Source organism: Granulicatella balaenopterae, from assembly GCF_900111135.1.
Taxonomy (GTDB): domain Bacteria; phylum Bacillota; class Bacilli; order Lactobacillales; family Aerococcaceae; genus Granulicatella; species Granulicatella balaenopterae.
In genome coordinates this window covers 1-20,529 of sequence record NZ_FOGF01000028.1, presented here as the reverse complement: position 1 = coordinate 20,529, position 20,529 = coordinate 1, and the positions used below count along the sequence as shown (strand labels likewise).

At 33.4% G+C, this 20,529-nt stretch carries 18 protein-coding genes and 1 pseudogene; 14 read left to right on the top strand and 5 right to left on the bottom strand.

Going from position 1 to position 20,529, the window contains the following annotated elements:
- Positions 1-76: 76 nt before the first annotated feature.
- Together BMX09_RS07000 and BMX09_RS06995 are read left to right on the top strand one after the other, a co-directional pair.
- Positions 77-772, top strand: a complete 696-nt coding sequence (locus tag BMX09_RS07000) for an AzlC family ABC transporter permease (protein WP_089747140.1) — start codon at positions 77-79, stop codon at positions 770-772.
- The gene (locus BMX09_RS06995; protein ID WP_089747138.1) at positions 772-1,092 is read left to right on the top strand and encodes a branched-chain amino acid transporter permease; all 321 of its coding nucleotides are present in this window, start codon (positions 772-774) and stop codon (positions 1,090-1,092) included. The genes BMX09_RS07000 and BMX09_RS06995 overlap by 1 nt, the downstream gene beginning before the upstream one ends.
- Before the next feature lie 68 nt (positions 1,093-1,160).
- On the opposite strand, the gene BMX09_RS06990 is transcribed toward BMX09_RS06995, so the two are convergent.
- Both BMX09_RS06990 and BMX09_RS06985 read right to left on the bottom strand, forming a co-directional pair.
- Complete coding sequence (locus tag BMX09_RS06990) at positions 1,161-1,592, bottom strand: threonine/serine exporter family protein (RefSeq protein ID WP_089747136.1); 432 nt, start codon at positions 1,590-1,592, stop codon at positions 1,161-1,163.
- On the bottom strand, positions 1,589-2,359 hold the full coding sequence (locus BMX09_RS06985) for a threonine/serine exporter family protein (protein WP_089747134.1): 771 nt from the start codon (positions 2,357-2,359) through the stop codon (positions 1,589-1,591). Before BMX09_RS06985 ends, BMX09_RS06990 begins: the two co-directional genes overlap by 4 nt.
- 152 nt (positions 2,360-2,511) lie before the next feature.
- Between BMX09_RS06985 and BMX09_RS06980 the strand changes: the two genes are divergently transcribed.
- Positions 2,512-3,603: a competence protein CoiA gene (locus BMX09_RS06980; protein WP_089747132.1), complete on the top strand. Its 1,092-nt coding sequence runs from the start codon at positions 2,512-2,514 to the stop codon at positions 3,601-3,603.
- A gap of 38 nt (positions 3,604-3,641) precedes the next feature.
- On the top strand, positions 3,642-5,450 hold the full coding sequence (pepF, locus tag BMX09_RS06975; RefSeq protein ID WP_089747130.1) for an oligoendopeptidase F: 1,809 nt from the start codon (positions 3,642-3,644) through the stop codon (positions 5,448-5,450).
- A gap of 465 nt (positions 5,451-5,915) precedes the next feature.
- Here pepF and BMX09_RS06970 read toward each other — a convergent pair whose 3' ends face one another.
- Together BMX09_RS06970 and BMX09_RS06965 are read right to left on the bottom strand one after the other, a co-directional pair.
- A complete protein-coding gene (locus BMX09_RS06970) occupies positions 5,916-6,629 on the bottom strand; it encodes a DsbA family protein (protein WP_089747129.1) in 714 nt (237 codons plus the stop codon).
- A gap of 93 nt (positions 6,630-6,722) precedes the next feature.
- Positions 6,723-7,301, bottom strand: coding sequence for a CYTH domain-containing protein (locus BMX09_RS06965; RefSeq protein ID WP_089747127.1), 579 nt, complete (start codon positions 7,299-7,301; stop codon positions 6,723-6,725).
- Between the two features lie 143 nt (positions 7,302-7,444).
- On the opposite strand from BMX09_RS06965, the gene BMX09_RS06960 reads away from it, so the two are divergent.
- The 6 genes from BMX09_RS06960 (at position 7,445) to BMX09_RS06935 (ending at position 13,708) form a co-directional block, all read left to right on the top strand.
- On the top strand, positions 7,445-8,119 hold the full coding sequence (locus BMX09_RS06960) for a GTP pyrophosphokinase (protein WP_089747125.1): 675 nt from the start codon (positions 7,445-7,447) through the stop codon (positions 8,117-8,119).
- Positions 8,120-8,134: 15 nt separating this feature from the next.
- Positions 8,135-8,944: an NAD kinase gene (locus tag BMX09_RS06955; RefSeq protein WP_089747123.1), complete on the top strand. Its 810-nt coding sequence runs from the start codon at positions 8,135-8,137 to the stop codon at positions 8,942-8,944.
- A gap of 20 nt (positions 8,945-8,964) precedes the next feature.
- The gene (locus BMX09_RS06950; protein ID WP_245711141.1) at positions 8,965-9,858 is read left to right on the top strand and encodes an RluA family pseudouridine synthase; all 894 of its coding nucleotides are present in this window, start codon (positions 8,965-8,967) and stop codon (positions 9,856-9,858) included.
- A 14-nt stretch (positions 9,859-9,872) separates the two neighbouring features.
- Positions 9,873-11,240, top strand: coding sequence for a magnesium transporter (gene mgtE / locus BMX09_RS06945; protein WP_089747121.1), 1,368 nt, complete (start codon positions 9,873-9,875; stop codon positions 11,238-11,240).
- A gap of 93 nt (positions 11,241-11,333) precedes the next feature.
- Positions 11,334-12,371 carry a M42 family metallopeptidase gene (locus BMX09_RS06940; protein ID WP_089747119.1) on the top strand — a complete coding sequence of 346 codons (1,038 nt, stop codon included), beginning with the start codon at positions 11,334-11,336 and terminating at the stop codon, positions 12,369-12,371.
- 2 nt (positions 12,372-12,373) lie between these two features.
- Entirely contained in the window at positions 12,374-13,708 is a 1,335-nt protein-coding gene (locus BMX09_RS06935; protein WP_089747117.1) for an MATE family efflux transporter, read from the top strand.
- Between the two features lie 55 nt (positions 13,709-13,763).
- Here BMX09_RS06935 and BMX09_RS06930 read toward each other — a convergent pair whose 3' ends face one another.
- Positions 13,764-14,120, bottom strand: a complete 357-nt coding sequence (locus BMX09_RS06930; RefSeq protein ID WP_089747115.1) for a metal-sulfur cluster assembly factor — start codon at positions 14,118-14,120, stop codon at positions 13,764-13,766.
- A 158-nt stretch (positions 14,121-14,278) separates the two neighbouring features.
- On the opposite strand from BMX09_RS06930, the gene BMX09_RS06925 reads away from it, so the two are divergent.
- The 4 genes and pseudogenes from BMX09_RS06925 to BMX09_RS06910 all read left to right on the top strand — a co-directional run bounded on the left by BMX09_RS06925 (position 14,279) and on the right by BMX09_RS06910 (position 20,301).
- Complete coding sequence (locus BMX09_RS06925) at positions 14,279-15,097, top strand: Cof-type HAD-IIB family hydrolase (RefSeq protein WP_089747113.1); 819 nt, start codon at positions 14,279-14,281, stop codon at positions 15,095-15,097.
- A gap of 61 nt (positions 15,098-15,158) precedes the next feature.
- Positions 15,159-16,478, top strand: coding sequence for an LssY C-terminal domain-containing protein (locus BMX09_RS06920; RefSeq protein ID WP_177159565.1), 1,320 nt, complete (start codon positions 15,159-15,161; stop codon positions 16,476-16,478).
- A 73-nt stretch (positions 16,479-16,551) separates the two neighbouring features.
- Positions 16,552-17,967 (top strand): annotated as a pseudogene (locus tag BMX09_RS06915) (IS3 family transposase).
- 546 nt (positions 17,968-18,513) lie between these two features.
- A complete protein-coding gene (locus BMX09_RS06910) occupies positions 18,514-20,301 on the top strand; it encodes an N-acetylmuramoyl-L-alanine amidase family protein (protein ID WP_089747109.1) in 1,788 nt (595 codons plus the stop codon).
- The last annotated feature ends 228 nt before the right edge of the window (positions 20,302-20,529 follow it).

The following is a 20,529-nucleotide window of genomic DNA, read 5'->3' as shown; positions in this document are numbered from 1 at the left end:
AAATATTTTGACATGGAGAAGTATTATCATTATGCTTAGTGAAGTATGATGATTAAGAAAGAATTAGGTGGGAGATATGAAAGAGTTAAAACGGAGCTTAAAGTTGAGTTTGCCAGTATGTTTTGGTTATTTATTTTTAGGGATTGCTTTTAGTTTATTGGCTTTAGAACAGGGATTTTCAGTAAAGTATGCGGTCTTTAGTAGTATCTTTGTATTTGCTGGGTCGATGCAATTTGCTTTGATTCCATTATTATTGGCAGGGACTCCTTTATGGATGATTGCTTTAATGACATTGATGATTAATGCAAGAATGTTATTTTATGGGATTAGTTTTGTTGATTTGTTTAAGCGCATGGGGTGGAAAGGTATCTATATGATTTGGGTATTGTCGGATGAGACCTTTTCGTTATTTACTGGGATGAAGGATAGTCAAATCCAATATAGTGATAAGGAATATTTGTATGTAGCAGTATTGAATCATTTGTATTGGATATTAGGAACTTTTGTTGGCGGAATTGCAGGTAATATGATTCCTGTTGCTACAATGGGGATTGATTTTTCGATGACGGCATTATTTGTGGTAATTGTGGTAAATCAATGGGAAAATCGTACTTCCAATTATCCTTTTATTATTGGATTAGTAACGGCGATTGTGGCACTTTTACTAGTTGGACCAAAGTATTTCTTATTATTGAGTTTAACAGCGACAATTGTGTCATTAGTGGTGATTTTTGAAGTGACGTATTTCAAAGAACGAGGGGGAGTTAATTGATGTTTTATCTATATTTAGGAACTTTAGTAGCAGCAGTAACTACTTTTATAATTCGTCTTTTTCCTTATATTGCTTTATCGAATAAAAAGGAATTACCACTTTTTATCCAATATTTGAGTGTGCAATTACCACGGGCGATTATGGTGATTTTAGTAGTCTATTGTGTGAAGCATATTAGTTTTATGAAAACGCCATATGGTTTGCCAGAAATAGCTTGTATTATCTTTGTTGCAGTATTGCATAAATGGAAACACAATACTTTGCTTAGTATTTTTGTGCCGACAGTCATCTATATGGTTTTGATTCAAAATTTTAGTTAAAAAGAAAAGTATCATGAGCCGCTAAGAAATGCTTCTTAGTACAGTTCGTGATACTTTTTTAGGTGATATTACTTTTTTAGATGTTTTAAAATGCTGACTAATCGGAATAAAGAGTCAACGGTGAAAATCGCTAATGCTATCATACCAGCTATTACCATTGTTTGGTTTAGATTGGCTTGGGATTGTAAAGAATCTCCCGTAATATACCAATAAACAGTCTTATACATACCAGCTCCTGGAACTAATGGGAAAAAACCAGGGATAAAAAAGACAGTTACTGGAGCTTTAAACTGTCTAGCAGCAATATGGGAGCTAAAAGCAATGGCTAATCCGCTTAAGTAAGTCGCAATCGAAATATCAAAATACTGTAAAATTAATAAATAAATGAGCCAACCACCTCCACCAATAAAGGCGATATAAGGTAATAATTTTTTTGGAGCTTCAAAGACAATTGCGCTAAAATAAACAGCGATAATGGCAGATATTACTTGAATAATCATAAAATGTCAACACCTCCTATTAATAAGCCTAATGCCACTCCTAATGCGACTGATAAGGCAGTCACAAAGGCTTCTAATGTTCTTGCCAAACCAGAGTTATAATCTCCTCTCAAAGTGTCCCTAATAGCATTTGTGATGGCTGTTCCTGGAACAAGAGGCATAATCGCTCCAATAATTGCATTACTAGCATTAATTGTTAGGAAGATATGATTTTTTAAGAATAAAATGATTAATACCATTGGGATTAATGACAAGACATTAATAATAAAACTCCCCATTCCTAAATGACGATCAATTTTATAAGTAATTGGTAAGATTAAGGCTGCAAAAAAAGCAGCAACCATCTCTAAAAATTGCCCGCCATACAATACCGTATAAAAACCACACATCATTAATAATCCAAAATTTTTAACTTGTGGACTATATTGGAAATGCTTATCAATCACTAATAATTTGGCATAAGCAGTATCTAAAGTGATTTTTTGTTCTACTAATTGTCTTGAAATTTTATTAACTTTATAAATATTATTCAGATTAATTCCTTTATTTGTAACACGACACACCTCAGTTAAAGCTTCGATTGAGGGGTCATCCATTGTAGCAAAAATTCCGGTTGCCATAGCGAGCGCTTCGCATGTTTCGAAATTTGAGGTTTTTAAAATATAATTCATAGTATCTTCGACACGATAAGATTCAGCGTTAGATTCTAGTAAAATTTTTCCTGCTAAAATGGCGGTATCAATTAATTTTTTAGCATATGTATCCAAACTAAATCACTTCCTTTTGGTTTATCAATTCCAGTATATCATAGCATAAAACGTCTGGGATAGCAGATAAGTTTTTCATAAAAAATAAAATATACTCTTTTTTTTACGTATAACAGGGTAGAAGGGAATAAATGGTTGAAAGGAGTGATTAGATGCGTATCGCAAAGAATGAACATGGTGAGTTGGTGTATTGTGAAGTTGGTAAGTTATTAGATAATAATCAACACTATTTTTGCCCTAAGTGTGGGGAACCGTTAATACTAAATACTAATCAAAGGCAATTACAATATTTTTCTCATCAAGCTAATAAATATAGTTCTGGTGAAACAACGCAGCATAAGAATGGCAAAATTGCTTTAAGTGAGTGGTTAAAACAAGCTGGCTACCAAACAACTTTAGAATTAACAATGGAAAACCACGAACAAAGAGCGGATGTTATTTGCGAAGATGCACAAACACAAATTGTTGTTGAGTATCAATGTAGTCCTATACCAGCAAAAGAATTAACGAAAAGGGATAAAGGCTATCAAAATTTAGGCTATCAAACCTTATGGATATTAGGAGAGAACTATTATAAGCAGCAACAACTAAATGATACTCTAGCATATTGTATGTTATATCATCCACATTTTGAGTATTTTTTAGTCTTTTTAGTGGAAAATAATTTGTTATTGAAGACTCATCTGCAATTAGACCAGTATACTAAAAAAGTTCATTATCAGGAAATTCGTCTACCATTGAAAAAGTACCAAGCTAAAAAAATGTTAGATTTCTTACTTAGTAGTAAAAAGGGAATTCCTATAAAGGGAGATTATCGTCAAGAATACTTTACTAAAGAGCGAAAACATCAAATATTATTGAATACACAAGAAGAGAATCGCCAATTTTTATTAGCTTTATATTTAGCACATATTCATTTATTTGATTTACCTCAAATTTGTTGGCAATTACCAAAGTATAGTGTGGTATTCAAATCTGCCAATTATTTATGGCGTGGCTATATAATGATGTGGTTAGCAGAACAATCAGGAAATAAGATTTCTTTAGGAGATGTACTAGATGAAGTGAATCGTTTAATTCATACGAATCGATTACGTCTTTACCCAACTTATCAATCCAAGCGACTAAAAAAAGAGTTACAATTATTTTTAAAAGAATTAAAAGAGCAAGGAATTGTAAAAGAAATAGGTCACAATCATTGGATTATTAAAAACAACTTTGAGATAAAGTCGGAAAAGTGGTAAAATAAAGATAAGTAAAATAGAGAGAGCGAGGATGTTATATGTCTACAGACAAAAAGTTATTAACAAGAGATGAAGTTCCTGAACAATTAACATGGGATTTAACAATGATTTACCCATCAGAAGAAGGTTTTGAAAAAGACTTAGCTTTTGTAAAAGAATCAGTAGGAGAGATTGAATCTTGGAAAGAAAAAGCCTTTCAATCAGCTACTAACTTATTAACATTTTTAGAAAAACAAGAAGAAGTTGAAAAAGCCATTTCAACTGCTTATGTGTACTCACATTTAAAGAGTGACCAAGATACATCAAATAATGATAATCAAATCTTAAACCAACGCGCAGTAACGGTATATACTGAGATTTCAACAGCATTATCATGGTTTGAACCAGCTTTATTAACAGTATCTGATGCAACTTTAGAAGAATTCTATCAAGCAGAACCAAAATTAGAAATGTATCGTACTCACTTAAGCACATTACGTATTCGCAAAGATCACGTATTACCAGCCGAACAAGAATCATTATTAGTTCAAGCTAGTGAAGCATTAGGTGGTTACCGTAAGACTTTTTCATTATTAAACAATGCGGATTTAACATTTGGCAAAGTGAAGAATGAAGAAGGTAAAGAAGTAGAATTAACACATGGAAATTACTCAACATTCTTAGAATCAAGTGATGTAGAAGTTCGTCGTGGCGCCTTTAAAGCAATGTACAAAAAATATATTGAATTAAAAAATACTTTCGCTAATACATTGGGCAATAACATTAAAGTGGCTAACTTCAATGCAAAAGCACATAAATATAGTTCTGCTCGTGATGCTGCAATGTCGGTGAACCAAGTACCAGAAGAAGTATATGATACATTAGTAGATGTAGTGAATGAAAAATTACCATTATTACACCGCTATATCGCACTACAAAAGAAAGCTTTAAACTTAGATGAAATGCATATGTATGATATGTATGTCCCAATTACAGGAAATGCACCAATTTCATTCACTTATGATGAAGCTGTAAAAGAGACTTACAAAGCTTTAGCTCCATTAGGTGAAGATTATGCTAAAATCTTAAAAGAAGGTTTTGAAGGACGATGGATTGATGTATGTGAGAATGAAGGTAAGCGTAGTGGTGCTTATTCATCAGGCACATATACAACAAAACCTTATATCTTATTGAACTGGCATGATGATTTAAGTAACTTCTTTACATTAGTGCATGAATTTGGTCATAGTGCTCATAGTTACCTAACTCGTAAAAATCAACCATATGTATATGGATCATATTCAATTTTCTTAGCAGAGATCGCTTCAACAACTAATGAAAACCTATTAACAGAATATTTATTAGAAACATATACTGATAAAGAAAGTCAAAAATACATTTTAAATAGCTATTTAAACCGTGTTAAATCAACTATCTTCCGTCAAACACAATTTGCAGAATTCGAACATATGATGCACCAAGCAGACCAAAATGGTACACCATTAACACAAGCTTTCTTAGCAGAGCAATATGGTGAATTAAATGCTCGTTACTATGGGGAAGAAGTAATTCAAGATGAAGAAATTGCTTATGAATGGGCAAGAATTCCTCACTTCTACATGGGTTATTATGTCTATCAATATGCAACTGGTATGGCTGCGGCATCTGCTCTAGCAAAACGCATTCTAAATGAAGGACCGGAAGCCTTAGAAGATTACTTAGGTTATTTAAGTGCTGGTTTAAGTGAAGCACCAATTGAAGTAATGAAGAAAGCTGGTGTGGATATGACAAAACCAGATTACTTATATGATGCATTAGAAACATTTGAAGAACGCTTAGAAAAATTAGAAGCATTAATGGCTGAATAATCTAAAAGCAAATAACTCTATTCATATAACTATTATAAATGGGATTGGAAGTTATAAATTATGGTGAAACCCCACATGCTTGTGTGTGGGATGAAAGCCGATTCTCTTTGATTTGATAATAGCATGGAATGAATATATAAGCTATGCATATGATAATAAGGGAGAGTGATTGTGCTTCCTTGCTGAAAAGCAGAAATTTACCGCTAATGTGGTCGCCTTACTGCTTGGTAATGAAAGTTCTAATTTAAAGAGATTTACATTTGTAACTCCAAAGTTTGAAAATGATGTATGATTACAAGCCACACTTGATAATCAGAACCCCATGGGAGCAGTCAGTCTAATCCTATTTATTAACAAAAAAAGATTAAGCAACCTAAGTAGAAACGTCCTTAATGAGGAGCATTTCGTAGTTGTTTAATCTTTTTTTATAATTGCAATAAGATAATGTATTTATTCGCACAAATATTAATTCATAGGATGATTAACAGTCATCGGTATGGCACTACAACAATTATTAGCATTGGTGCAAGGGGTTTGTTTACTACTACAACAAGTTTCTTCGATTTCAGATTGTTCCATGCATACGGTATGCAATTTAGTTGCGGAAATACAATTATCAATTAACATACCAAAATGTTGATTGGATGTATCAAACACAACTAATGATGGATTATGCTGAATATTCATTTCTAATGCGATTTTTTGATCTTTTTCATAATCTAGTCTAACTAAGTCTGATTCTTTATCTTCTAAAAACATCTCTCTATCTAATCCGATTTCATCAATTAGAGAATCAATTAATTCTTGAGAATAAGGAACTTTTTCGACATGTAAGTACCTTTGTAGAGTGATTAAGAATTGGTTACCTAAGCGTTTGCCTTGCAGACAAGCAGCTTTATATGAAAGAGAAGCGTCATAGATTGAACGATAAATTTCATTACGTAATTCACAGTTTTTATAGTCCAAATGATACTTCTTCATAAAATGGGTTACAGTCTTGAAATTATGAAAAGTAATAAAGTGGTAATGCACTTTATTGGGAATTTGGTCGATAAATTCTAAAACTTCTTTTTCGCAACGATAGCAATTTTCACTAATTGGGTTTACGAATAAGTATAGGTCAAAAATTCGATCAGAAGATAGACAATTTTCTTGTGGAAATTGTAATATATCACACATTTTTTCACCTTCTAACTCAAATATTTTTTACATATGTATTGTAACAGATACGCCTGATTTTCAAAAATGATATGACTTATTAGATTGATAAACCTAATAAGTTAGCGCTCTTTTAATTTTACTTGCGGTTTTTCTAGGAATAATACTGTGTTCATCTAGAATTTTTTTAAATAGTTTTTCGCCATTACTTAGATCTTTTACTTCCATTTCTAATTCGAAATCTTCTGTATTATTATAGAAACTATGATCTAAAACCAATAAAGTATCATCATTTAAATGGCCTTCTTTACGAATGGTTTTTAAATTCGCAATCATATAGGCGGTAGTTAATGGAATTCCTTCTTTTTGTAGAGCTTCTTGGATACTTTTTGGTAGAGGTAGTTCTTTTTTGTCAATCCAAACTTGCAATTGTTCAGGTAGAAAACGTTCATTAATTTCAATGACCTCAACAAGTGATTTAGGAATTTTCAAGGTTACTTCACCATAGTCGCAATCTTCAATCATACGGATACGAAGTGCACATTTATGATTTTTGAGCATATCTTGAAAGTCAAAATAACTATTAATTTGCGTAACATGATGGGTTAATTGTTTTTCATAATTAGCTAATAAGTGAGTATATTCTTCTTTTGTCAATAAATTTTTAAATTCTTTTTCAATTTCAATTGCCATAACTCAATAATCTCCTTTTTGTCTAGTACATCTATTCTACCATAAAATCTGCGTGAAACTTGCTAAAATAGTAGGAATTTTATGAAAGTTGAGCATAAAATATGGTATGATAGACAAGGAAATAAAGAGAGAAGGTGTATTGGATGGAAAAGACTAATCAGACTCTAGTTGAAAACTGGGATGCTTTTTTAGCCCCGTATTACCAAGCGGTTGAAGAATTAAAAATTAAATTAAAAGGTATTAGAAAACAATACCGTCAAGAAGGTCGACATGCGCCAATAGAATTTATTACTGGACGTGTAAAAACGCCGGAAAGTATTTTAGAGAAAATGGAAGTAAGAAATATCCCGGAAGAGGAATTCTTAGAAGGGGTACAAGACGTGGCTGGTTTACGTGTTATGTGCCAATTTGTTGAGGATATTTATGAGGTTGTTCGTTTGTTGCACCAACGAAAGGATTTTAATATTTTAATTGAGCGTGATTATATTCATAATAAAAAGAAAAGTGGTTATCGCTCATATCATGTGGTGATAGAATATCCAGTCCAAAGAATTGAGGGTGAACAAAAGATTTTGGTTGAAATTCAAATTCGTACACTAGCAATGAATTTTTGGGCAACAATTGAACACTCATTAAATTATAAGTATAAAGGAGAATATCCTGAAGAAATTCATGAGCGGCTTGAACGAGCAGCAGAAGCAGCCTTCTTATTGGATGAGGAAATGTCTCAGATTAGAGAAGAAATTCAAGAAGCTCAATTTATGTTTTCAAAAAATAAGGTATTTTTGAATAGTCGGACATACGAAGATCGTTATTAATAAAGGGGTGATTGAGTGAAGGTTGCATTAGTTTATCAAGAAACAAAACAAAATATGGAGATAGCTAATTTATTTAATTCGTTATGCTGTCATGATGCATTATTTACACGAGATGATGAAAATCCAGATGTTGTGATTACAATTGGTGGAGATGGTACGCTTTTAAATGCTTTGCACCGTTATGAAAACTTATTAGATACTGTGCGATTTGCTAGCATTCATACCGGACATTTAGGTTTTTATACCGATTGGCAAGAGTTTGAAGTGGAAGAATTAATAACAGTCTTAAAAAATGACCAAGGTGAACGCGTTAGTTATCCGTTATTAGATGTTAAAGTAACTGAGAAGGATGGTACTATCTATCGCCATCACGCTTTAAATGAATCAACCTTAAAAAAAGCAAACGGGACCTTATTATGTGAGGTATTTATTAATAATCAACATTTTGAGACATTTCGTGGGGATGGTTTATGTATTGCAACACCAACTGGCTCAACAGGAATTAATAAGTCATTAGGTGGGGCAGTGGTTCATCCAAGTACAGAAGTGATGCAATTAACGGAGATGGCTTCTATTAATAATGTCTTATTTAGAACATTAAGCTCACCAATTATTTTTGCTAAAACAGATAAATTACTGTTAAAACCAATTGCCGATAGTGGTATGACTTTTTCAATTGACCATTTGACTTATGAAGCTAATGATGTCATTGAAGTGGAGTGTACAATGGGGGATAAGCGAATTTCCTTTATGCCATCACGCCATACACCATTTTGGCAAAGAGTGGAACAATCATTTATTGGTGAATCTCAAAAAAGTAATTAGAAGAAAATGAGGAAAAGTATGTGAATGTAACATGGAGTTATGCAGGGGAAACACCAGTAATGGTACGTACCTTTTTAAGAGATAAAGGAATTTCAAAAGGGTTATTAGCGCAAATTAAGCGTGATGGAAAAATCTTTTGTAATGGGCAATTTGTGATTGCAATTGATTATGTTTATTATGGTGATATTGTAACAATTGTGATTCCACCAGAAGGCGAGCATGAAACAACTATACCAAGCTATATACCAATCGATGTTGTTTATGAGGATGATTTTTATTTAGTGGTTAATAAACCAGCTGGAGTAGTTTCAATTCCTTCTAAGCAAAATCCAGACCTTTCAATGGCTAATCGTGTGAAAGGTTATTATATGTCACAAGGGTATGAGGATTGTATTACGCATATTGTGACACGTTTGGATAAGGATACAACGGGTGTGATGTTATTTGCTAAATTGCGTATTTCACACGCTTGGATGGATCATCATTTGCATAGTGGCGATTTGCAAAAGACTTATGTGGCCATTACTAAAAAATCAATGCTATTAACAGATCATGGTGAGATTAATGCGCCAATTGCTAGATCAGAGGATTCAATTATTACAAGATGTGTTCATGACTCTGGAAAGAAAGCTCTAACAGAATATTGGTTAGAACAGGAATTAATGGATAGCCAAGTAGTGGATATTCGTTTGCATACCGGACGTACTCATCAGATTAGAGTTCATTTTTCTTATATGAAAGCACCATTAATTGGGGATGATTTATATGGTGGTCCAGTAATTGAGCCACTAGCAAGACAAGCTTTACACTGTCGTAAACTAGCCTTTACCCATCCTGTAACCAATAAAAAAGTTGTGATTGAAGCACCTTTACCAGAAGATATGCAAGCTTTTATCCAACAAAATAAAAAATAAAAGGATGTGAAGAGATGGCAGATAATACAAATTATGAATTTGATGAAATTTTAGAACAAATCCAACATACGATTGCAACAGATGATCGTGAGCAATTTTTAGAAATTTTTCTAAATAACCACACTTATGATCAAGCGCAATTATACTTGGAATTAACACCGGAAGAAAGACAAGTTGTATACCATTTCTTATCACCAATGGATATGGCGACCGTCTTTGAATTGATTGAAGAGGATGTTGAAGATGTAGAAAAATATTTACTTGAAATGAATGAGCGATACGCTGCAAAAATGTTTGCTGCGATGTATGCCGATAATGCTGTTGACGTCCTACAAGAAATTAAAGAAGATGAAGCAAAAAAATATTTAAAATTAATGCCACGAAAAACATCAACTGAATTAATGGAATTATTAAATTATGAAGATTCAACAGCAGGTGCATTGATGACCACTGAAATAGTAGCAATTCATGAACTTCAAACAGTTGGGGATGCAATGATGATGGTAAAACAAATGGCTGAAGAAGCAGAGACTGTCTATTATGTGTATGTGGTTGATGAAGAAAATCGCTTGCAAGGGGTGATTACTTTAAGAGATTTAATCTTGCAACCTGACCGCACACTAGTAAAAGACATTATGCAAGAACGTTTAGTGAAGGTACATGTATATGATGATCAAGCAGAAGTCGCACAAATTATTCGAGATTATGACTTCTTAGCCTTACCAGTTGTTGATGAAGATGAGGTCTTATTAGGGATTATTACTGTCGATGATGCGATTGATGTTATCGATGAAGAAGCAACAAGTGACTATTCTGGGTTGGCGGGGGTTAATGTTGATTCGCAAAGTACCAATCCTTTAATCTCGGCTTCTAAACGTCTACCATGGTTAATTACTTTATTATTCTTAGGAATGAGTACGTCAACTTTATTAAGTCGTTATGAAGAGATTATTGCAAATGCGAGTATTTTATCAATTTTTGTAACATTAATTACTGGTACTGCTGGGAATGCTGGGACGCAATCTCTAGCGGTAGCTGTCCGTAAGTTAGGTACTCATGAAGAAGAAGATTCCTATCTAAAATTATTAATCCATGAAGTTTTAACAGGCTTAATTAGTGGTTTAGTAACGGGATTAACGATTAGTATTGTCGTTGGAATCTGGCAGCATAATTGGATTTTAGGGATGATTATTGGTTTAGCAATGTTTTGTGCAATCACTGTGGCAACAATTGCCGGAAGTTTTATTCCTTTAGTAATGGACAAAATTGGTGTTGATCCAGCGGTAGCTAGTGGTCCCTTTATTTCAACTTTAAGTGACTTAACCTCGGTATTAATTTATTTTACGATTGCCAAACATTTCTTAGAGGCTTTTATGAATTAACGAATGAAGAAATCTAGTACAAGTTAGTGTATTGGGTTTCTTTTTTTATGGTATACTATTTTTATATGTTTTTTTAAGGGAGAGAGAATAAAAATGCAAACAACAATCAATTATTTGAAAGAATTAACAGCAATTCCATCACCAACAGGATTTACAACAAAAGCGATGGATTATTTAGAAGCAACAATTGGCGAGTTTGGCTATGAAACAAAACGCACTAATAAAGGTGGCGTAATGGTCTCAGTTAAAGGTCAAGATGATACAAAACACCGTGTCGTAACGGCTCACGTTGATACATTAGGCGCAATGGTTCGTGCAATTAAACCAGACGGCCGTATTAAAATGGCTTTAGTTGGTGGCTTTACTTGGAATGCGATTGAAGGCGAAAACTGTTTAGTACATGTAGCTTCAACTGGCAAAACTATTAGCGGAACAATCTTAGTGCATCAAACAAGTGTCCATGTTTATCGTAATGCGGGAACAATTGAACGTACGCAAGATAATATGGAAATTCGTTTGGATGAAAAAGTAACAACAGCCGAAGAAACACGTGCATTAGGTATTGATGTGGGTGATTTTGTGTCATTTGATCCTCGTACTACTGTAACTGAATCAGGTTTTATTAAGAGTCGTTTCTTAGATGATAAAGTTAGTGCGGCAATTTTAATGGATTTATTACGTAAATACAAAGAAGAAAACATTACTTTACCACATACAACGCATTTCTACTTTAGTCCTTGTGAAGAAGTAGGACATGGTGCGAATAGTAGTATCCCAGAAGAAGCAGTTGAATATTTAGCGGTCGATATGGGAGCAATGGGGGATGACCAACAAACGGATGAATATACCGTCTCAATCTGTGTGAAAGATGCATCAGGTCCATATCATTATGAATTGCGTCAACACTTAGTAGCGCTAGCAAAAGAACATCATATTCCATTCAAATTAGATATCTACCCATATTATGGTAGTGATGCTTCAGCAGCCATGTCAGCCGGTGCTGAAGTAAAACACGCCCTACTTGGTGCAGGAATTGAATCAAGTCATTCATATGAACGTACGCATACAGATTCTGTCAAAGCAACTCACGAAATGGTTGATGTGTACTTACAAAGCGCAATTATCAAATAAAAATGGGGATTAGTTTTCAGAATAATAAACAAGTCCAAAAAGATATTTTACAATTAGCGATTCCAGCTACAGTTGAAAATGTATTGCAGACTTTAGTGAGTTTTATTGATGGATTGATTATTGCTAAGATTGGGTTAGTAGCCGTAGCAGCAGTTGGAGTAGCGAGTTCGATTTTGAATGTCTATCTAGCGATGTTTTTAGCAATTGGCGTCGGTGCAACGGTCTTAGTGGCCCAAGCTCTTGGCGAGGGTGATTTAGTAAAAGCCAAATTAAAAGCCGTGCAGTCCTTGCAAATTACGTTAGTCGTTGGAGTGGCATTAGGATTAGTGACCCTGTTATTGCATCGTCAGTTCTTTCATTGGATGCAGGTGGATAGTAAGGTCTTGTCACAAGCTAGTCAATATCTATTGATTGTTGGTGGAGCGATTATCTTACAAGCTGTATCAGTTACTTTAGCTAGTATTTTACGGGCGACGGGCGATTCGGTAACACCAATGAAAGTGAATGCGATGATTAATTTATTGAATGTGGTCTTGAGTCTAGTCTTAGTCTTTGGCTTTTGGTTTGTTCCGGCTTTAGGTGTTAAAGGTGCTGCAATTGGTAGTGTCTTGGCGCGTGTCGTTGGGATGGTGGCTTTATTTACTAAAGTTCAACAGACATCTGTGCAGTTTAGCGCAAAAGAATTTATGACAATCAAACCAATTAATGATTTACTCGAATTAGTCTTACCAGCAACAGCAGAACGATTAGCGATGCGTGTGGGTCAAGTGGTCTATTTTAGCTTTATCGTGGCATTAGGGGGCGTTGTTTTTGCGTCCCATTCGATTGTTGGGAATATTGAATCCTTTAGTTATATGCCGGCTTATGGTTTGGCGACGGCGTGTTCAGTGTTAATCGGACGGGCAATTGGGGAGCAAAATTTTGAAAAAGTTCATCTGATCGGGAAGTATTCTTCTCTATATGGGGTAGTGGTACTTGGCTTAAATGGTATCATCCTATATTGCGGTGCACCGTATTTTGCTAGTATCTTTACGAATGACCAAGCAGCGATTATAAATGTCGTCACAGCGTTACATATTGATGCCTTTATTCAACCGGTTTTAGCAATTAGCTTAATTTTAGCAGGAGCATTACAAGGAATGAATGATGCCAAAACACCACTTTATAGTACTTTAGTCGGAATGTGGGGCGTGAGAATTGTGACGGTACTGATATTTACTCATTATTTCACATGGGGAATTAGGGGTGTTTGGTTATCAATTGGTGTTGACTTATATATAAGAGCATTCTTTTTAGCTTGGGTATTTCACATTAAAACAAAAAATATAATCACATAAAAAAGACTAGCTATAACTGATTAAGTTCAGTAGTAGCTAGTTTTTAATTTGTTGTTTAACGGATACCTAATGCGATACGTGCATAACGAGTCATGCGATCAGTTGTCCACGCTGGATACCATACTAATTGTACTTCAGTTGTTTTAATTTCATCAATAGATTTTAAAACATCATGAATTTCATCGGTAATTAAGTCAGCTAAAGGGCATCCCATTGTTGTTAATGTTAAATTGATTAGGCAATGACCTTCATCATTTAATTCAATACCATAAACTAACCCTAAATTAACAATATCAATCCCTAATTCAGGGTCAATTACGTATTCTAATTGGTCGATAATACGAGTTTTTAATTCCTCGGCTACTTCAATGGATGAATTAACTTCATTGATAGGTATATTAATATCAGACATAATAACTCTCCTTTATCTAAATCTGTCAGACTAGTGAGTTTTCTTCATATTATCATGAAAATATGTTACACTCTCTATATCATACATTTTTATTGTAAGTGAATCACGTATATAATACAAGAAAGACGCAATAGTTTTTAAATAAAGGAGAAAGTTTTATGCAACAAAAATTAATTGCTATCGATTTAGATGGCACAACATTAAATAATGATTCAGCACTAACACCAAAGACAATCACGGTTTTACAACAAGTGGAACAATTAGGACATAAAGTGGTGATTGTGACCGGACGTCCATATCGTAATTCAAAAGAAATTTATAAACAATTAAATATGCACGGACCATTAGTGAACTTTAATGGAGCTTTATGTCATATTCCGGGAGACGATTCCTGGAATGGTGCATATAATGAGACCTTATCAAAGGATATTGTTTCTGGCATTGTTGAATTATTCCCGCAAACAACAGCGAATATGATGACAATTGAAGGGAAGAACTGTCTATATGCAACGCAATTAGAATTTCCGCCATCACCATATTTTTCACCCAAAACACCACCGATTTTATTTGAATCAGTGGAGAAATTAGAAGAACAAACAACAGCTATTACACTATTTGCTGAAACCGAAAAGCAAGAATTCATTAAAGAGAAATTATTAAGTAATTATCCAGGTGATATCGATGTCCGTACTTGGGGTGGTATTTTACCATGTCTTGAAGTTGTGCGTACCGGTGTTCATAAAGCAAAAGGTGTCTCGCATGTTGCGGGAATTTACGGGATTGACCGTAAAGATATCCTAGCTTTTGGGGATGAAGATAATGATAAAGAGATGATTGAATATGCAGGACATGGGGTAGCAATGAATAATGCTATTCCAGAATTAAAAGCAATTGCTAATGACATTACTGAATTTACAAATCATGATGATGGCTTAGCAATCTATTTACAAAATTACTTCCAATTGAATAAAATGTAAGATAAGTGCTATGATGCAAGTAAGATTGTATCATGGCTTTTTTGAACAAGGAGGACAATTTATGAAAGAATACTCAATTCCAAAACAAAAACCAACATATCATTATGTTAAAAAAACTAAAAAAAGAAAGCCGCGTATCTATTTATTAATTGATCGATTATTTACAGTTTATGGATTCATTTTAGCATTTATCTATACAGTATTATTGTTGATTGCTTCGTTTAAAATGAAGGGGGAAAGTTTAGTTTTTTTCTTTTTGTTTTGGTGCATGTTAACGTATATTACTTTACCAAGACTTCATAGTTTTCTAACGATGATATATTTGCCAGACTATTTTTTATCGCGTACCAAAACTGGTAATGGTGTCTTGGGGGATCCGGTAAATATTAGTATTGTTGCTAAAGAGGATGATATTCATGCAGCAATGCGTCAAGCAGGATGGACAAAAGCAGATCCAATTACAATCCGTTCCTCACTTGGAATTGTCTTATCAACCTTAAAACATACTTCTTATCCAGCAGCTCCGGTATCTAATTTATATTTATTTGACCGTCCGCAAGATTTTGCTTATCAAATGGAAGTAGATGGTAGTGCTACTAGACGTCACCATGTCAGATTTTGGCAAGTTCCTAAGGGATGGCATTTACCAGGAGGGAAGAAAGTTGATTATTTAGCAGCGGGAACATTTGATTGTGGTGTAGGTTTAGCATCGACAACTTTACAAGTGACCCATAAAATTGATCAAGAAGTAGATAAAGAGCGTGATTATATTATTGAGTCACTATTGTATATGGACTCCAACATTTCAGTTGATGTGATTCAAGAATTTACCATACCTTATCAAGATGAAAATGGTGGAGGCGACCCAATTAAAACAGATGGTCATATGCCAATCATTAACCTCTTAGGAGTAAGTCAACGTGCTAAAGCTAGAGATATTAATTTAGAACAAGTTGATGATTTAAAAATTTCTAAAAATAACAAAACTTTGAATCAAGAATTACCCCCTAAATCCTTATTGTATATTGGTCTATTTAGTGTTATAAAAATGGTAATGATTATTTTAGTGTTATTATTGTTAGTAATGACAAACACTCCTGACTATCAAACAGATTTAATGATTGGTTTATCATATTTATTTGGGACTTTAGTTAATTTGGTTTTATATAGCTTGACAGTTAAGAAGTATAAATGGAGTAGACTAATATTTTTAGTAATGGCATCTATCTCGTGTAGTTTTGAATTAGTAACAAGTGTAGTGAATTTGGAATTAGGATTATTCGATTTATTTTCGATTGGTTTTTCGGTTATGGTAGTGGTTATTTTATCATCGCCAGATATTAGACAATGGGTGTATCATGTGCATCGTCGAGGTGAATAACATTTTAAAGAGTAAGCATGTACCGCCTCCAAAAAGTTAGACTTACAAATCTAACTTTTTGGGGGTATTTTTTATGGCTAAATATAGCTATAAATTTAAAAGAAAATTAGTTATTGAGTATTTATCAACAAACATAAGTTACAATCAGTTATCCAGAAAATATAACATACCAAACAGCAGTGTAATCAAAAGTTGGGTCCATAATTACAATACTTTCGGGAAAGATGCGTTGCTTCGACGTGAAAGTAAGAAAATTTATACTTACGAATTTAAGCTAAATGCGGTAGAATTATATCTAACAACAGAGTTATCACAAACAGATGTCTGTAAAGCGATAGGTATAACGAATGTTTCTATGCTATGTCGTTGGATAAATGAATTCCATACAGGAGGTTGTGCAGCTCTGAAAAAAGGGAGAGCAACCTGCTATGGATAAAAATAAATCTAATATAGATACTGATAAGTCTATTAAACAATTAGAAGAAGAAAATGAATTTTTAAGGATTGAAAATGCCTATTTAAAGGAAATAAGGAGACTGAACTTAGAAAGCGATGCAAAAATGAAAATGAATTCCAAGCGAAAATAGTACACAGTCTCTGTAAATCATTTCAATTAAAAGATATATTAGTTGTCGTTCCGATAAGTAAATCAACATATATGTATTGGCAAAATAAATTCAAGTCTCCTGAAGTTGAAGATCCAAATGCTGCATTAGAAGCACAAATTATTGACATTCGTAAACAGCATAAAAATTGGGGTTATAGAAGAATTTGTGGTTATTTAAAAAGATTAGGTCAACGAGTAAACCATAAACGTGTTCAACGTATTATTAAGAAGTTAGGCCTTCAAGTCACTTCATATGGCCGTAAAAGCAGAAAATATTACTCATATAAAGGCAATGTGGGTAGAACTGCATCGAACCGCGTGCATCGTAGATTTGATACTTGTATCCCTCATCAAAAGATAACTACCGATACTTCTGAATTTAAATATTATAAACATGATTCTAAAGGAAATGAGACTGTTAAAAAACTTTATTTAGATCCGTTTATGGATTTATTCAACAGAGAGATTATTAGCTACAGAATTGCACCATCGCCTACTGCCCAAAATATTATGTCAGGCTTAAATGAAGCCATCGAGAAAACAAATGATTGTCCTTATCGTCGTACATTCCATTCTGATCAAGGATGGGGATATCAGATGCATGCCTATGTAGACACATTAAAAAAACATAAAATATTTCAAAGTATGTCCCGTAAAGGAAATTGCCATGACAATTCTGTAATGGAAAACTTTTTCGGAATATTAAAACAAGAAATATATTATGGTCGAAAATTTTATAGTTATGAAGAATTAGAAAGTGAAATAAATGAATTTATTAAATATTACAATGAAGACAGGATTAAAGAAAAATTAGATTGGATGAGTCCAACGGAATATAGGCTCGCTAAATCTAATTGTACTAAAATAAGCGAAGAGGCATAAAACCTCTTCGCTACAAGTCCAACTTTAGGGGGTCACCACAGCAGCTAGTTTTGGCTAGTTGTTTTTTATTTCTAAACATTAAGTGTATATATAGATAGTAGTTCTTTCAAAATGATAAATGAAAGGTCAAAGAGTGCTAGAAATCAAGGATTCAACCGTTATAACGTGATATTAATGATAGTGCAAGTATTAGTTGAATATGGTTATAATAACTGGTTTTACAAACTAGTAATCATAATACTGACTAGGGATTAGTTATAAAAAATAAACTGACATAATAAAGTTATTAAATTTGAGATAAAAACAATAAGAAAGTTATTTATTAACTTGTTTTATCATTAAAAAGTAATAAATATCAGTTTTTATTGATTAGTGAATATAATTTGTAATTAAATTGCATAATAGTTATAGGTAAGGTAACATAGATATAGTAGGTATAGTGTTTTATTACGTTTGTGATAAGAACGCTATATCAAAATAGTCTTAAATAGTGTGGTAATTAATCTTATTTAATTATCAACAAAAATATTATAAGGAGGAAGTACCATGAAAAAAAGAGTGTTGTCAAGTGTTGTAGCGTTATCATTAGTAGCATTTCCAAGTGTGTCTGTATTAGCGAATACCACTCCTAGTGAACAAGATGTCATTAAGGCGGAGAAGAATCTTATTCAAGCAGAAGAAAATCTAAAAATCGCCAAAGAAAAAGATGCAACAGCCAAAGAAAAATTAAATGATGGGGCTTTTGCTTTCTTTGCTGATTTGGGAGATGAAGGTAAAGAATGTTTAGAAATATTAACAGAATGTAAATACCATGATCGCATTCAACGTGGTGTGAAAGGTTGGGCCACATCAACAGAAAATATCTTAAAATCATTTAAACGTATGCACATGGCGAATTTTCTAAGAACAAGCTATGAATTAAAAGGACATGATAATGCTGAATTAAAAGTGACTAGTAAAATGATGGCAATGGCAATGGCTGATGCCGATTATTCAGCTAATATTATTGGACATGCTGGTCAATTTCCAGTTGCTGAAATTTTAGCATGGGGATATTATGATCCTTTTGATGGATGGTATTGGGAAGAAAAAGCGAACTATTTTTTAAATGAAGGTAAGGAATTTACACCTGAAATGAATGCATTTTTTGAAAAATATCCAGGTAAGAAAAAACTAGTAGATGCAAATGGTCAGACAGGACATTATTTTAATGTAGTTGATGAGGACTACAAAATTACCGGATATGCAATTTGTAGTAAAAAAGGATGTGAAGTGCAAGATTTCATCAATTTTACTCATGAAAAAGTGTATAGCGTTGATGAATACGAAACATTATTTACTAATTGGTATCAAGAATTAGAAAATTCAAAAGATGTATTGATAGCTGCGCAAGAAAAAACAGCTCGCTTAAAAAAAGAATATCAAGATTTATTAAAAAAATATTATGGAGCACATATGACTAAAATAGGCGATAAATATGTGATGCATGATATAAAAGGTGACATTGTTAAAAATGTTTGGGGTGAAAAAGATGGTCAGTTATATTATGCCTCAAATGATGGATACCTTATCACTAATCGAATTGAGAAGGTTGATAATGTTTATCGTGGGTTTGATCATACAGGTGCGATGATAATCGGATGGGGTCAAATCGATTCAGATACTTATTATTTTGATAAAGATGGAATACTCGTAAAGAACGCTTGGAAGGGTTCGTACTATTTAAAAGACAATGGTCAAATGGCTAAAAATCAATGGATTTACGATAAAGACTACGAAAATTGGTTCTATATCAATGAAGATGGCACCTATGCACATGATACTTGGAAGGGTTCATACTACCTAACAAAATGGGGAGAAATGGCAAAAGATGGTTGGGCAAAAAGTCCTACAACAGGCTGGCACTACTTCAATCCAGATGGTACTTACGTTCAAAAAAAATGGGTTGGTGCTTACTACTTAAAACAATGGGGGTATATGGCGCAAAACGAATGGATATGGGATAAAGACTACAATAATTGGTTCTTTATTAAAGAAGACGGCTCATATGCTCGTAATACGTGGAAAGGCTCATACTTTCTAAAACAATGGGGCGAAATGGCTAAGAACGAATGGATTCATGACGGCAAAGGATGGTATTATATGACGTCAGACGGTACATACGCTCGTAATACGTGGAAAGGCTCATACTATCTAAAACAATGGGGAGAAATGGCGCAAAACGAATGGATTCATGACGGCAAAGGATGGTATTACATGACATCAGATGGTACGTACGATCATAATGAATATGTAAAAGGATATTATATCGGAGTAAATGGTTATTGGAAATAATGATTATCTACTATTAAAATGTGAAAGATGAAAAAATGGTTTATATAGTGATAATCTAAATGTATTTGGCGGTATTTCTTATAGATTTGTGTTAGAATAAGTAGCAACATAGATAGTCAAGGAGGAAAAATATTAATGAGTTACAAAAGAAAATTGTTGACAATTGGTAGTACAGTGATGCTAACAACGGGATTAGTTACGTTAAGCCAATTGGATGCACAAATAGTT

Excerpts from the sequence above, each read along its gene's own strand:
- pepF (WP_089747130.1), top strand. The coding sequence starts at position 3,642 with ATGTCTACAGACAAAAAGTTATTAACAAGAGATGAAGTTCCTGAACAA.
- BMX09_RS06940 (WP_089747119.1), top strand. The coding sequence starts at position 11,334 with ATGCAAACAACAATCAATTATTTGAAAGAATTAACAGCAATTCCATCA.
- BMX09_RS06920 (WP_177159565.1), top strand. The coding sequence starts at position 15,159 with ATGAAAGAATACTCAATTCCAAAACAAAAACCAACATATCATTATGTT.
- BMX09_RS06960 (WP_089747125.1), top strand. The coding sequence starts at position 7,445 with ATGGAAAAGACTAATCAGACTCTAGTTGAAAACTGGGATGCTTTTTTA.
- BMX09_RS06935 (WP_089747117.1), top strand. The coding sequence starts at position 12,374 with ATGGGGATTAGTTTTCAGAATAATAAACAAGTCCAAAAAGATATTTTA.
- BMX09_RS06910 (WP_089747109.1), top strand. The coding sequence starts at position 18,514 with ATGAAAAAAAGAGTGTTGTCAAGTGTTGTAGCGTTATCATTAGTAGCA.
- BMX09_RS07000 (WP_089747140.1), top strand. The coding sequence starts at position 77 with ATGAAAGAGTTAAAACGGAGCTTAAAGTTGAGTTTGCCAGTATGTTTT.
- BMX09_RS06965 (WP_089747127.1), bottom strand. The coding sequence starts at position 7,301 with ATGGCAATTGAAATTGAAAAAGAATTTAAAAATTTATTGACAAAAGAA.
- BMX09_RS06980 (WP_089747132.1), top strand. The coding sequence starts at position 2,512 with ATGCGTATCGCAAAGAATGAACATGGTGAGTTGGTGTATTGTGAAGTT.
- BMX09_RS06995 (WP_089747138.1), top strand. The coding sequence starts at position 772 with ATGTTTTATCTATATTTAGGAACTTTAGTAGCAGCAGTAACTACTTTT.
- mgtE (WP_089747121.1), top strand. The coding sequence starts at position 9,873 with ATGGCAGATAATACAAATTATGAATTTGATGAAATTTTAGAACAAATC.
- BMX09_RS06990 (WP_089747136.1), bottom strand. The coding sequence starts at position 1,592 with ATGATTATTCAAGTAATATCTGCCATTATCGCTGTTTATTTTAGCGCA.
- BMX09_RS06930 (WP_089747115.1), bottom strand. The coding sequence starts at position 14,120 with ATGTCTGATATTAATATACCTATCAATGAAGTTAATTCATCCATTGAA.
- BMX09_RS06925 (WP_089747113.1), top strand. The coding sequence starts at position 14,279 with ATGCAACAAAAATTAATTGCTATCGATTTAGATGGCACAACATTAAAT.
- BMX09_RS06970 (WP_089747129.1), bottom strand. The coding sequence starts at position 6,629 with ATGTGTGATATATTACAATTTCCACAAGAAAATTGTCTATCTTCTGAT.